12 protein-coding genes are annotated in these 12,464 nt (G+C 60.8%); 9 read left to right on the top strand and 3 right to left on the bottom strand.

What is annotated here, in order from left to right; all coding sequences use genetic code 11:
* Positions 1–140: 140 nt before the first annotated feature.
* Positions 141–605, top strand: coding sequence for an MlaD family protein (locus tag JK208_RS04220; RefSeq protein WP_211574469.1), 465 nt, complete (start codon positions 141–143; stop codon positions 603–605).
* Between the two features lie 12 nt (positions 606–617).
* On the opposite strand, the gene JK208_RS04215 is transcribed toward JK208_RS04220, so the two are convergent.
* Both JK208_RS04215 and JK208_RS04210 read right to left on the bottom strand, forming a co-directional pair.
* Positions 618–1,682, bottom strand: coding sequence for an ATP-grasp domain-containing protein (locus JK208_RS04215; protein ID WP_194267724.1), 1,065 nt, complete (start codon positions 1,680–1,682; stop codon positions 618–620).
* Between the two features lie 5 nt (positions 1,683–1,687).
* Positions 1,688–2,254: a DedA family protein gene (locus JK208_RS04210; protein WP_194262040.1), complete on the bottom strand. Its 567-nt coding sequence runs from the start codon at positions 2,252–2,254 to the stop codon at positions 1,688–1,690.
* 193 nt (positions 2,255–2,447) lie between these two features.
* On the opposite strand from JK208_RS04210, the gene JK208_RS04205 reads away from it, so the two are divergent.
* Genes JK208_RS04205 through JK208_RS04170 form a run of 8 tightly spaced genes read left to right on the top strand, consistent with a single transcriptional unit; the run spans position 2,448 to position 10,275 of the window.
* Positions 2,448–3,455, top strand: coding sequence for a lytic murein transglycosylase (locus tag JK208_RS04205; protein ID WP_211574468.1), 1,008 nt, complete (start codon positions 2,448–2,450; stop codon positions 3,453–3,455).
* A complete protein-coding gene (locus JK208_RS04200) occupies positions 3,442–4,293 on the top strand; it encodes a septal ring lytic transglycosylase RlpA family protein (protein WP_211574467.1) in 852 nt (283 codons plus the stop codon). The genes JK208_RS04205 and JK208_RS04200 overlap by 14 nt, the downstream gene beginning before the upstream one ends.
* Positions 4,290–5,564 carry a D-alanyl-D-alanine carboxypeptidase family protein gene (locus JK208_RS04195; protein WP_211574466.1) on the top strand — a complete coding sequence of 425 codons (1,275 nt, stop codon included), beginning with the start codon at positions 4,290–4,292 and terminating at the stop codon, positions 5,562–5,564. The genes JK208_RS04200 and JK208_RS04195 overlap by 4 nt, the downstream gene beginning before the upstream one ends.
* Positions 5,565–5,568: 4 nt before the next feature.
* Positions 5,569–6,213 (top strand): dTMP kinase, encoded by a 645-nt coding sequence (tmk, locus tag JK208_RS04190; protein ID WP_211574465.1) that lies wholly within the window; start codon positions 5,569–5,571, stop codon positions 6,211–6,213.
* Positions 6,210–7,133 carry a DNA polymerase III subunit delta' gene (locus JK208_RS04185; RefSeq protein WP_211574464.1) on the top strand — a complete coding sequence of 308 codons (924 nt, stop codon included), beginning with the start codon at positions 6,210–6,212 and terminating at the stop codon, positions 7,131–7,133. Before tmk ends, JK208_RS04185 begins: the two co-directional genes overlap by 4 nt.
* A gap of 30 nt (positions 7,134–7,163) precedes the next feature.
* Positions 7,164–8,699, top strand: coding sequence for a methionine--tRNA ligase (metG, locus tag JK208_RS04180; protein WP_211574463.1), 1,536 nt, complete (start codon positions 7,164–7,166; stop codon positions 8,697–8,699).
* Positions 8,696–9,481, top strand: coding sequence for a TatD family hydrolase (locus JK208_RS04175; protein WP_211574462.1), 786 nt, complete (start codon positions 8,696–8,698; stop codon positions 9,479–9,481). The genes metG and JK208_RS04175 overlap by 4 nt, the downstream gene beginning before the upstream one ends.
* A complete protein-coding gene (locus JK208_RS04170) occupies positions 9,478–10,275 on the top strand; it encodes an MBL fold metallo-hydrolase (protein WP_211574461.1) in 798 nt (265 codons plus the stop codon). The genes JK208_RS04175 and JK208_RS04170 overlap by 4 nt, the downstream gene beginning before the upstream one ends.
* A gap of 540 nt (positions 10,276–10,815) precedes the next feature.
* Here JK208_RS04170 and JK208_RS04165 read toward each other — a convergent pair.
* Positions 10,816–12,441 carry a porin gene (locus JK208_RS04165; RefSeq protein WP_211574732.1) on the bottom strand — a complete coding sequence of 542 codons (1,626 nt, stop codon included), beginning with the start codon at positions 12,439–12,441 and terminating at the stop codon, positions 10,816–10,818.
* Positions 12,442–12,464: the final 23 nt, after the last annotated feature.

The following is a 12,464-nucleotide window of genomic DNA, read 5'->3' as shown; positions in this document are numbered from 1 at the left end:
AGCCTTCGTTTACGAAGGCGGAAAAGAGATCACTTGCCCGATGGTTACAATCGACGCAACCACGGATGTAGCCTTGACCGGTCGGTCATGGGAGGACTAACTCCCGATCTGTTCAAGATTTTCCGGAAGGCGAGGCTGGCATGCAGTCAACATTGAGCGGCCGCGGGGGCGCCATCCTGGCCAGTGGTCTGGTGCTGGCGATTGCCGGAACATTCCTTGCCTACGGTAACGCCCTGCGCAAGGGACCGGATTTTCAGGGCTCGGTCCTGCATGCCGCCTTCAATTCCGCGAACGGGCTCCATACGGGTGCGAATGTCGATCTCGCAGGCGTTCCGGTGGGGCGCGTCGTGTCCATCACGCTCGATCCCAGAACGCAGATGGCGGATGTTGCCTTTACGGTGGACCAGCGCCTGCATCTTCCGGTGGATACAGCTGTGGGAATCGGTGCTCCGACCATGACGGCGGACAACGCCCTGCAGATCCAGCCGGGTCATTCCCGCACGACGCTCTCCAGCGAGGGCAAGATCACCGATACGCAGGATCAACTTTCGCTGGAGCAGCAGGTGAGCAATTATATTTTCGGTGGTGGCAAGCTGGGCCAGTAAGGCCCGCTTTCGTCAGTCGTTCAGAGGATAGGACGCAAGCAGACGACGCTGTTTGCGCCAGGAATGCAGCATCGAGAACGCGCCGGACGTTTTCCAGCCCCGCGCCCGGTTGGCGGCACCGATGAGGAACGTCTGGCGGTAATGGGAGAACTGGGCGCGATAGGCTTCCCAGAGCGTCGTCCGTCGGTCCCAGATATGGGTGGCTTCTGAGCCGACACCATTGATCTCGATAATCCGGAAATTCTCACCACGACGCAGGTCTTCGATGGAGGCGGCTTTCACATCCACGCGCCCGAAATGGAAATCCGGAATGTCCTGCATGATGGCATCAAGACGGGCCGTCAGCGCATCCGTGGTATCGGCGCGCCCATCCCGGAAGACGGACCCCTTGCAGTGATTGCCCGCAAAAACCAGTGACATCTCCTCGCCTTTAGCAAGGACGTTCTTTTCCCGACCTGCAAGGCGCGGCAGGTAGATCTGCGGGACGAGGCTCATGCGCGCGTCGCTCAGGATCAGTTCCTCGATCGTCGACACGCCATCGCCCGTCAGGACCGGTGCTTCCTTGTAAGTGATAGAAGTAATGCGCCCACGCGGCTCGTCGGGATGGCGGATGTAGAACAGTCCGGCCTCGACGGGATAGGTGATGAGTTCCTGAACCAGCATGTCCACATCGTCGGGGAACTGCGGCAGAACCGTTTCAAGTTGTTCACGGGACTGGACGAGCTTCACACCCGTGCCGTTACAGCCGATATCGGGCTTGATGACGACAGGAAAGGACAAGTCCTTACGGGTCATGGCATCCAGCGCACGATGGTCCGCGCCTTTGCCGCTGCGGAAGACGGCATAGGGCGCGATGAAGGACTGCGCCGTGGCGCCCCCCATATCGAGAATGGACGATTTGCTCTCACCACACAGGCCACCCGTTTCGATGCGCGGATTGGCGGCCGTGGAGATGCTGAGATCACGGTATTTGATCCCCATGACGATCCAGTACAGGACGATGGGCGTGTAGAAGATGGAACCGGGCCAGAATTCAAAAAGGGAAAGCGGGTTCTGGTCGGCTTCTGACTTGGACATTGCTGTTATTTGCTCACGGTCTGGAGACGGGCGATCAGATGCCCGACGACGACGATACACAGGACAAACCCCGCCAGTCCGGCCCAGCGCCAGCCGCCCTGATGGGCAAGAAGCCAGCCGCCGACCCGCATGGCGAGCAGGAAAAGACATGTCGTCCACACCAGCGTAGCCAGAACTGCGGTCAGGGCAAAGCGCAGGAACGGCGCGTGGAAAAAACCGCAGGCGGTATAAAGCGGAAGCCTTGCGCCGGGCACGAAACGGGAGATGGCGACGATGCGGATGACATTCGTGCTGAACCAGTCCTGCGTGCGCTCGCGCTTGGGCAGCGTCAGAAAGCGCCTGAGATAAGGCCAGCGCGCACCGGCAGCTCCAAGGCCGTACAGGCCAAGATCTCCGACCGCCACGCCGAAATAGAGCGCACCCAGAGCCAGTGGAATACTCACCTCGCCCGCACGGGCCGCGATGGCGGAGAGCACCGTGGCCACGTCTTCAAGGATGAAGGTGCCCACAATGATGGTGGCCGCCTTCAGCCATGCTGGCTGCGAGGCCATGGCGGGGCCGATGGCGATCACGAGTGGGGAGAGTCCATGAACATTCAGTCGCCGGTTTCGCACGCCAGCGCGCCAACCACAATCTTACCGTGCCATATTTCGGCGCGAATGCTCTGCGAGAGTGCTGACAGAGTTCTGGCGAGGCTGGCGGTCCGGGCTGCGGATTGCTAGCGTGTGCCCTATCATTTCTCCCTGTAAGGGACTGGTCCTGACCGTGCTTCAAAGACGTCATCTGCTTGCTACCCTGACCTCCGTTGCCGGTTCCGCCGCAGTGGGGCTTTTCCCTGCTCGTGCGCAGGCTGCCTCCCAGATATCAGCGCAGAGTTACGCCGCTTTTCTCGACAGCGTCCGGACGCAGGCTCTGGCACAGGGGATCGCGCCGTCGATCGTCTCACAGGCTCTCGCCCTGACCCGCATCCCCAATGCCTCCGTCCTCAAACTGGACCGCCACCAGCCGGAGTTCACCCTGACCTGGGCGCAATATCGCGATCGCGTTCTGCCGGAGTCGCGTTTTGCAAAGGGGCGGAGCGTCTATGCCGCCCAGCAATCCGTGATGTCTCCCGTAAGCGCACGTTTCGGATGTGACGACCGTGCCGTTATGGGAATCTGGGGCCTCGAGTCGGGTTTTGGCGCCCATGACGGGACATATTCCGTCATCGATGCGCTGGCGACGCTGGCCTATGACGGACGACGCTCGGCATTTTTCCGCAACGAACTCATGAAAGCGCTCCAGATCCTCAATGACGGTGATATCGCCCCTGCAGCCATGCTCGGCAGCTATGCCGGGGCCATGGGGCAGGCGCAGTTCATGCCCAGCGCCTATCTGCGGTATGCGGCGGACGGGGACGGAGACGGCAAGCGCAATATCTGGACATCGGAAGCGGATGTATTCGCGTCCATCGCCAATTATCTCGGTAAGTCCGGCTGGCAGGTCAACGAGCCATGGGGGCAGGAAATCATTCTCACCAAAGCGCTCGACAAAAACGAAACCGGTCGGACCCGCCAGCGGACACTGGGGGAGTGGATGGCGCTGGGTGTGCGCCGGGCAGACGGGACGGCATTCTCGCGCCGGGACGTGAAAGGCGCTGTCGTGCAGCCCGATGGCCCGGGGACGCAGGCTTTCATGGTTTATCACAACTTCAACGTGATCCGTCGGTACAATCCGTCGGACTATTATGCGCTGGGCGTCGGACTTCTGGGGACGGGCATTGTTTCTGCGTAATTGCGGAGCCGTTCTGGCCCTTCTGTCGGTTCTGGGTGCGTGTCATCGCGACGAACCTGCGCCTGTTGCGCATCCGCATTACGAACTGGGTGCTGCGTGGCATGGTGCACAGGGATGGTTCTATCCCAGCGAGCAGTTTGATTATCGCATGACAGGTCTGGCCACACGCCAGAAAGCGCCTGCTTCCGGCCTGAGTGCTGACGGGGAAGTCTGGTCCGCAGAAGGCATGACGGGCGCGCATCAGACGCTCCAGCTCCCGGCGATCGTCAGCGTACGCAATCTGCTGAACGGACGCATCGTTCGCATCCGCCTGACGGATCGTGGGCCAGAGGGGCAGGGGCGCATCATTGCACTTTCCCCAAAAGCGGCCGATCTGCTGGGCATGGCCGCCGATACACCCGTTGAGGTGATTGAAGACGAGGCGGCCAGCCGCACACTGGCGGAAGGGCTGGGGGGAAGACCCGCCGCGCAGAGCATTTCTGCCGCACCGGTCGGCGAAGTGCGTGAAACATCGCTAAGTGACGGATCTTCGCACGTCTATGGTAACGACTCGTCCGCGACGACGGCATCCGTGGCCGTTGGGCCGCTGCCTGCGACATGGATGCAAGGTAGTCCGGGGCCATCGGGGCTGTATGTTCTGATGGGAATATTTTCCGGTCATGCGGCAGCGGCAGGTGTTGCCCTGCGCTGTAACGGTACGGTTCTGCACGCCTCCGAAGGTGCGGGACTGGAGTGGCGCGTTCTTGGTGGACCCTATGCCGACATCGCACAGGCCGATGCGGCACTGGACCACACCCGCCTGTGCGGGGTAGAGGGCGCGCGGATCATTGTGGAATGACGGCCCGTTGTCTGAAGGCCGTGGAACTGGGGACGAACGTGCGGACTAGACGCTCTCTTTTCGGTGGGGTGGCAGGCATTGCGGCCTGTGCTTCTTTTGCGGGACCCCTGAAGGCGTTTGCCCGCCCGCACCACCATGCGGCCCACGCCGCGAAAGCTGCTGCGGCTCCTGCGGTAGACGCGCCGGCTGGAACGCCCGCGAACACGCCGATCGGCCCGTTCGATACCGTGGCGCGCTGGGCCTATGTCGTGGATCACGACACAGGCGCTGTCCTGCTTGACAAGGCATCTGACGAGCGTATGGCCCCGTCTTCGCTTACGAAGATGATGACGGCTTACATCGTGTTCGGCATGCTGGCGACAGGGCGTCTCCGTCTGGAACAGAGCCTGCCGGTCAGCGAGAAAGCCTGGCGCACGCAGGGCTCCAAGATGTTCGTGCCGCTGGGCCAGAGCGTTCTGGTGTCCGACCTCATTCAGGGCATGTTGATCCAGTCCGGTAATGATGCCTGCATCGTGCTGGCAGAAGGTATTGCGGGCTCCGAAGAACGCTTCGTCGCGATGATGAACGAGGAAGCGCCGAAGCTCGGCATGATGAACTCGCACTTCCTCAACGTAACGGGCCTTCCGGCGGACGGTCACTACATGACGGCCCGCGATGTCGCGACGGTGGCGTCGCATCTGATCCGCGATTTCCCGCAGTATTATCATTATTTCGGTGAGCTTGAATTCACCTATAACCACATCCGTCAGGGCAACCGGAACGTGCTGGTCGACAAGGGCCTCGCTGACGGCCTGAAGACCGGTCATACCGATGCGGGCGGGTTTGGCCTCTGTGCCAGTTCCAAGCGCAACGGCAACCGCGTCATCGTCGTCATCAACGGCACGTCGTCGAGCAACGAGCGCGCGCATGAAGGCGAGCGTTTGATGTCCTGGGCGTTTGCGAATTTCGAGAACGCAACGCTGTTCCGTCGTGGGCAGGTCGTGGACTCCGCTCCCGTCTGGATGGGCGAACGCCGTCAGGTCCCGCTGGTTGCAGGGGCCGATATCGTTATGACGCTGCCCGTCGGCTGGCAGCAACGCTCGCATATCGCCGTGGATTATGCTTCGCCGGTGATCGCCCCGGTGACGAAGGGGCAGGTTTGTGGCGCGCTTGTGATTTCCGCTCCGAACATGGCCGATATCCGCGTCCCGCTTGAGGCTGGCGAATCGGTTGCGAAACTTGGACTGGTCGCCCGCGCCATGACGCGTCTGGGCCACGGCCCCGCGCAGTAAGGGCATGGCTGGAACAGGACTGTTCATCACACTCGAAGGCGGTGAGGGCGCGGGGAAATCCACGCAGGCCCGCCTTCTGGCCGAAGCCCTGCGCGCGGAGGGGCATACGGTTCTTCTGACGCGGGAGCCCGGTGGCACGCCGGGCGCGGAAGAAATCCGCAACCTGCTGCTATTTGGGAAAGTTGATCTGTCCTGGCGGGCGGAAATCCTGATGCACATGGCGGCGCGTTCGGACCATCTCGATAACGCCATTCTTCCGGCGCTGGAGCGCGGTGAGATCGTGGTCTGTGACCGGTTTCATGACTCGACGCTTGCCTATCAGGGTTATGGCATTGGGCAGGGTTCACCCGAGGTTCTGGCGTTTCTGAATGGTGCGCGCAAACTCGTGAATTTCGAGCCGGATCTGACGCTCATGCTAGAACTGCCGCGGGCCGAGGCGCTCGTGCGTCTTCGTGCGCGTGGCGGCCAGACGGATCGTTACGAAGGTCAGGCAGAAGCGTTTCACGAGCGCGTTCTGGCTGGTTTTGAGGCCATTGCTTCGGCTGACCCAGCGCGCGTGAAACGCGTGGATGCTGCCCAGACGCCCGAAGCCGTCAGTGCGGCGCTTCTGCGGGCAGTGCAGGACCGCCTGACGGTTCAGGGCGTGTGAGCGATCCGCGTCACACTCTGGATCTGTACGGTCACTCTGAGGCGGAAACGACGTTTCGGCAGGCTCTGGCCAGCGGCAAGCTGCATCATGCCTGGTTGATCTGCGGCCCGGCAGGGATTGGCAAGGCGACGCTGGCCTTCCGTCTGGCCCGACTGCTGCTGAATGCGGAAAATCCGGACTCGGCACCAGCGCGGCGTATCGCGGCATCCACGCACGGGGATCTGTTGGAAATCTCGCGGGCCGTGGACGAGAAAAAAGGCCGTCTGCGCGGCGAAATCACGGCAGCAGATGTGCGACCGGTGCAAACCTTCCTGCATCATACAGCGACCGAAGGCGGTTGGCGCGTGGTGATCGTGGACGGCGCGGAATATCTGAACCGGTTCGCAGCCAACGCCCTGCTCAAAATCCTAGAAGAACCGCCCCCGCGCTGCGTTCTGCTGCTCACCACGTCTGCTCCGGGTGCGCTCCTGCCTACGATCCGCAGCCGGTGCCGCATGCTCACGCTGTCCGCGCTGTCCGACGCGGATATGCGCGCTGCACTGCCCAGCATTTCTGCGGATGTGCTGGTACGGGCTCACGGGTCGCCGGGCCGGGCACTCTTTCTCTCGCACGATCGGGACGGGGCGATTGCGTCATTTGTGGCGGAAATCCTTGGCGGAAAGGTGCGTGCTTCGGCAACCATGGCCTTGAGCGAACGTATTGCAAAAGAAGCGGAAGGTTTCGCATTGCTCTGCGATTTGCTAGGCGAAGGACTGGCAGACCGTGCGCGCTTGGCAGCGCGACATGGGGATCTTGCAAAGGCCGATCTGGCGGCGCGGCAGTGTTCTGAACTGGACACGCTGAGGCGTCAGACCGAAGGCTTCAATCTGGACAAGGCCCAGGCCATCCGTCAGGCAGCGGAACTCGCTTCCGGCAGCTGAGATGGTCAGGGCGTTATGAAACGAGTGGACATGACGCGGCGCTTCACCATCACCACCCCGATTTTCTATGTGAACGGCGCTCCGCATATCGGGCATGCCTACACCTCCATCGCGGCCGACGTTCTGGCGCGCTTCCATCGCCTGAATGGCGAAGAGGTCCTGTTCGTCAGCGGGACGGACGAGCACGGCCAGAAGGTCGAGCAGACCGCCGTTGCCAAGGGTATGGATCCGCAGGCTTATGCCGACGAGGTGTCGGCCTCCTTCCGCCAGATGCAGAAGGACATGGCGATCTCGACCGACGAGTTCATCCGCACCACCGAGGAGCGTCACAAGGGCGCGGCCAAGGCGCTGTGGGAGAAGGTTGCCGCGAACGGGCATATCTATCTGGGCGCTTATGAGGGCTGGTATTCTACCCGCGATGAAGCCTTCATCGGCGAAGACGAACTGGTCAAGAAGCCCGATGGAACATTCGTGGCCCCCTCCGGTGCGCCGGTCGAGCGCGTCAAGGAGCCATCCTACTTCTTCCGTCTGTCCGATTTTCAGGATCGCCTCCTGAAGCTGTACGAAGACAATCCCGACTTCATCGGTCCCGTCGGCCCGCGTCGTGAGATCGAGAGCTTTGTGCGTCAGGGTCTGCGCGATCTGTCCGTCAGCCGCACGAGCTTTAAATGGGGCCTGCCGGTTCCAAACGATCCGGACCATGTCATGTATGTCTGGTTCGATGCGCTGGCGAATTACCTGACGGCCGTGGGCTATCCCGATCTTGATGATCCTCGTGCGAAGTTCTGGCCTGCGGATATCCATGTCGTCGGCAAGGAAATCGCGCGCTTCCATTGCGTGTACTGGCCGGCGTTCCTGATGGCAGCTGGCATCGATCTGCCGAAAAGCGTCTTTGCCCATGGCTGGTGGACGGTCGAGGGCGAGAAGATGAGCAAGTCTCTCGGCAATGTCCTTGATCCGAAGGCTCTGGCCGACGAGTTCGGGCTGGATGCGCTGCGCTTCTTCCTGATGCGGGAAGTGCCGTTCGGTGGCGATTCCAATTTCAGCCGCCGCTCCATGATCACGCGCACGAATGTCGAACTCGCCAACGATCTTGGCAATCTGTGCCAGCGCACACTGAGCCAGGTGGCCCGCAATCTGGGCGGCGTTCTGCCCGAACGCGGCACGCTGACCGAAGACGATCAGGCCATGCTGGCGATGGCAACGCTGTTGCCGACGATCATGTCCGAACAGATCGAACGCAAGGCGATTACGGATGCGCTGGAGGAAGTCTGGAAAGTCATCCGCGCCGCCAACTCCTACATCGACCGTCAGGCCCCATGGGCTCTGAAAAAGACCGATCCCGAGCGGATGGCCGATGTGCTGCGCGTTCTCGTGGACGTGATCCGTGGTATCGCGACCATGCTTCAGCCTTTCATGCCGGACACGATGGACAAGATGCTCACGCAGCTTGGCGTGCAGGGTGACGAGCGGACATTCGCCGCTCTTGAGACGCTGCTCCCGGCTGGCCGCACACTTCCCAAGCCCGAAGGCCTGTTTCCGCGCTTCGTCGAGGAAGAGGCATGACAGGACTGATCGACACGCACTGTCATCTGGACAAGCTCGACGACCTCGCGCCTGCTTTCGAGCAGGCGCGGGAAGCGGGCCTGTCCGGAATGATCACGATCGGCACGCGCTTTTCCAAAGCAGATACTCAGATTGCCCTAACGAAGCACGACACTCCGGAGCTGCGGATCTGGTGTGCGATCGGCATTCACCCGGATTATGCGGGTGAGGAGCGTCTGCCGTCGGTTGAGGAGCTTGTCGCCAAAACCGAAGCGCCTTGCGTCGTGGCAATCGGGGAGACGGGGCTGGATTATTTCCATAGCGGCGATGAGGCTAAACCCGCCCAACATGCCGCGTTCCGAACCCATATCGCGGCTGCGCGCCAGACGGGATTGCCGGTCGTTATCCACACCCGCAACGCCGATGACGACATGATCGCCATTCTGCGTGAAGAACACGCCAAAGGCGCATTTCCGTTCCTGATTCACTGCTTTGCGTCCGGCCCCAAACTGGCGGAAGCGGCTCTGGAGCTGGGAGGTTATATCAGCTTTTCCGGCCTGTTGACCTTCCCGAAATGCGAGGAAATCCGCGAAGTCGCACGGATGGTTCCGGAAGATCGTCTTCTGGTTGAGACGGACAGCCCGTATCTTGCGCCCGTTCCGAAACGCGGAAAGCCCAACATGCCGGGTTATGTTGCTCATACGGCGGCACGATTGGCAGAAGAGCGCGGGGTTTCTCTCGAAGACATCACCCGAATCACGACCGAAAATGCCCGCCGTCTGTTCACGAGGATCGCTGCATGAAGGTGACGATCCTTGGATGTGGCGGCTCTGCTGGCGTTCCGATGATCGGAGGCGAGGAGGGGCCACAGACGGGGATCTGGGGCGCCTGTGACCCCGCCGAGCCGCGCAACCGTCGTACCCGCTCCTCAATCGTGATCGAAGGTGAGGGCGGGTTTCGGCTTCTTGTGGATTCAGGGCCGGATTTTCGGGATCAGATGCTGAATTGTGGTCTGAGCCATGTTCATGCGGTCCTCTATACACATCCGCATAGCGATCACATCGGCGGCCTGGACGAATTGCGCGCCATCAACCGCGTGATCGGAACGCCGCTGCCATTGTTGGCGACACAGGATGTGCTTGAAGAACTGCGCCTGCGCTATGCCTATGCGTTCGCGCCCTGGAAGGGCCCCGACTTCTATCGGCCGGTCTTTGATGAACGGATCGTGCAGGCCGCAGAGACGGTTTCGTTTCCCGGATTGAATGCCCGGATTTTCGAACAGCGCCACGGGCGGATCATGTCTCTGGGCGTACGATGCGGCAATTTTGCCTACAGCACGGATGTCGAAACACTTTCGGACGAAGCCCTGTCGCTGCTCGAAGGGGTGCAGACCTGGATTGTGGACTGTTTCCAGTATGACCCGCACCCCGCCCACGCCTGGCTGGAACGCGTGCTGGAATGGCGCGAGCGTCTTGGCGTTGAGCATATCATTCTGACCCATATGGGCCCGGACATGGACTACCAGACCTTGTGCAACACGCTGCCCGAGGGTGTTGAGCCTGCCTATGACGGAATGGTTCTCGAACTTCAGGCTTAATGGACCGGGCTGTCTGGTGAGAGAGCACTCTGCCCCTGTTGCGTGCGGGAGTGGTTCAGCTGGAGGAAGCGAGGGATTGAGCGGATATCGTTTTCCGTCAAACCGCATGCGGCTTAGGACGAGGGCAGGGTGCCCATCTGGCAACTGTCCAGAATAGGAAATTTCGAGATCGTGCCAGCCATGAGACAGAACGGGCAGGATACGAACCGGCAGATGAACCAGTGTCATGCGTGACAGAAGTTTCCATTTGCCTGCATGCCCTGTGAGAATGAAAAGTGTGCAGCCACCGCTTGCTCCACACCAGCTGTTGTCCCGGGAATAGACAAGATATTGCTGCGTCTGACCTGTTGCATCCAGCGCGACTTCTGCTCCCTGATAGTGGGATAATCCGAGCTTCGTCTTTATGACGTCCTGTATGTCGGGGCGAGGTTGTGCTGCACCCCGTCGATGAAACACAAACAGGGCGCACAAAAGGCAGACGAAAAATATTTTCATGTTTTTGAAGGACCGGGCAGGGCGCATTGCCCGATCCTTCAAAGATCAGAACGTCATCATCGCACCGGCCGACATCGTATGGTCGCTCTCATGTGCGATGCCGTGGGCGTCCGATTCCGTATGGGCATATTCGCCCACAAGCGTGAACCAGTCCGTCAGGTTGTAATAGACTGCTCCGACTTCCGACTGGTTGCGGCGGACCATGGACGGATTGTCTTCACCGGGAGCCTGATAGAGATTGCTGACGCCATAGCTGCCGACAACCTTGAGCTTCGGCAGGATCTTGTAGGCTGCCTGAACGTAGTAGCCTTCCGAATCACGCTTGCGCCCCTGCGCCGAGACACCGTCGAAGAACAGGCCCGTCGTGCCAAGGCCACTGCCATAATAATAATACGCCACGCCCTCAAACGGACCGCGCGAAAGTTTGACGCCGACGTCTCCCGCTTCGACCGTCGTACCCTTGCGGCTGTTGCTGCCAAGGGTCGCACTGGTCAGATTCTGCTGGTGCTGAACGAGGAAGCTGGTCCAGAAACGTGTCGTAAATCCGGCGATATTGCCGTCATAGGTGACCTTGCCCTGAAGCATGGGCGAACTGTGCTGGGTCGTCGTCGCGGAAAGGCCGCCGCCTGCGAAGTTATATTCGTCAAGCGGTGTCATCACACCGACGGAAGCCTGAAAGCCTTTCCATTTCGGTGAGATATAGGTGATCTGCGGAAGCCAGTCAGTATAGACGTAACCGACGCCAATGCGGCCGAGAGACGTATTGGCCGGGTTGGCGTTGCTGCCTGTGCTGCCGACGCTGAGAAGCGTGGCATCGTTCAGGATGGCATCCGATGCAAACAGCGCAATATCACGACCCAGCTTGACAGTACCGAGTTCGTCGGTTCCCGCAGTCATGAAAACCTGACGGAAATCGAGGCCGGCGGTTCCAAGGCCCACCGGGCTGCCGCCGGAATTGGCGTTGAAAGTGCTGGGGTCGTTGTTGTTGATACCGGGATACATCCCGAACACGGCACCCAACTTGATGCCTTCCTGTACCGTGTTCAGCTTCAGAATCAGACCACCCGGCAGAAGGCCGTTACGGACGGAAGATGAGTCGAACCCGCTGCTACCGGTGGAAACGCCGCCCGCGACGGGGCGCCCGCCGCTGGGACTGTTATAGGTATAATAGGCGTTGACGAAGCCGGAAATGTTGATGTCGATCTGGCCTGCCTGGATCGTAACGCCTTTGCCCGCAACATAGGGCTTCACGCGGACGATGCTGTCCGGATTATACGTCCTGCGTGCTTCCATCAGGGAGTTGCGCGCGTCCTGTGCGCTCGCCGAGGCTTCCATGGCGGCACGGCGCGCTGCGGAGACTGCGGCAATCGTCGTCACGTCTGGTGGAGTATCAAGGCTGCTGCCTTCGTTCTGGGGTCCGTAGCGCATGTAACGGTTGCGATGGCGTGCGGGTGCCGGGGATGCTCCGTCGTCGTCACGTTGCAGCGAGGGGTGCGCGTGATGCTGGTGATGTGACAGCAGTACGTTGTATTCCGAACGGCTCAGGCTGCCCTTGGCGCGAAGGATGTCGAGCAGTTCCGTATAATCATCAGCCCGTGCGATGGTCGGGAGGGCGGAGAGAACAGCAACGCAGAATGTGCTTCCCAGAAGACTCAGGCGGCACAGGGACATAGATGACATATAAACAGCCGCTC

Source organism: Gluconobacter sp. Dm-74 (genome assembly GCF_018256135.1).
Taxonomy (GTDB): Bacteria; Pseudomonadota; Alphaproteobacteria; order Acetobacterales; family Acetobacteraceae; genus Gluconobacter; species Gluconobacter cadivus.
The sequence above is the reverse complement of the archived record's forward strand: the minus strand, read 5'-3'. Positions and strand labels throughout refer to the sequence as shown.

Bases quoted from the DNA above. Each gene is read 5' to 3' on its own strand.
- JK208_RS04220 (WP_211574469.1), top strand. From the start codon at position 141: ATGCAGTCAACATTGAGCGGCCGCGGGGGCGCCATCCTGGCCAGTGGT.
- JK208_RS04215 (WP_194267724.1), bottom strand. From the start codon at position 1,682: ATGTCCAAGTCAGAAGCCGACCAGAACCCGCTTTCCCTTTTTGAATTC.
- JK208_RS04195 (WP_211574466.1), top strand. From the start codon at position 4,290: ATGACGGCCCGTTGTCTGAAGGCCGTGGAACTGGGGACGAACGTGCGG.
- tmk (WP_211574465.1), top strand. From the start codon at position 5,569: ATGGCTGGAACAGGACTGTTCATCACACTCGAAGGCGGTGAGGGCGCG.
- metG (WP_211574463.1), top strand. From the start codon at position 7,164: ATGACGCGGCGCTTCACCATCACCACCCCGATTTTCTATGTGAACGGC.
- JK208_RS04175 (WP_211574462.1), top strand. From the start codon at position 8,696: ATGACAGGACTGATCGACACGCACTGTCATCTGGACAAGCTCGACGAC.
- JK208_RS04170 (WP_211574461.1), top strand. From the start codon at position 9,478: ATGAAGGTGACGATCCTTGGATGTGGCGGCTCTGCTGGCGTTCCGATG.
- JK208_RS04165 (WP_211574732.1), bottom strand. From the start codon at position 12,441: ATGTCCCTGTGCCGCCTGAGTCTTCTGGGAAGCACATTCTGCGTTGCT.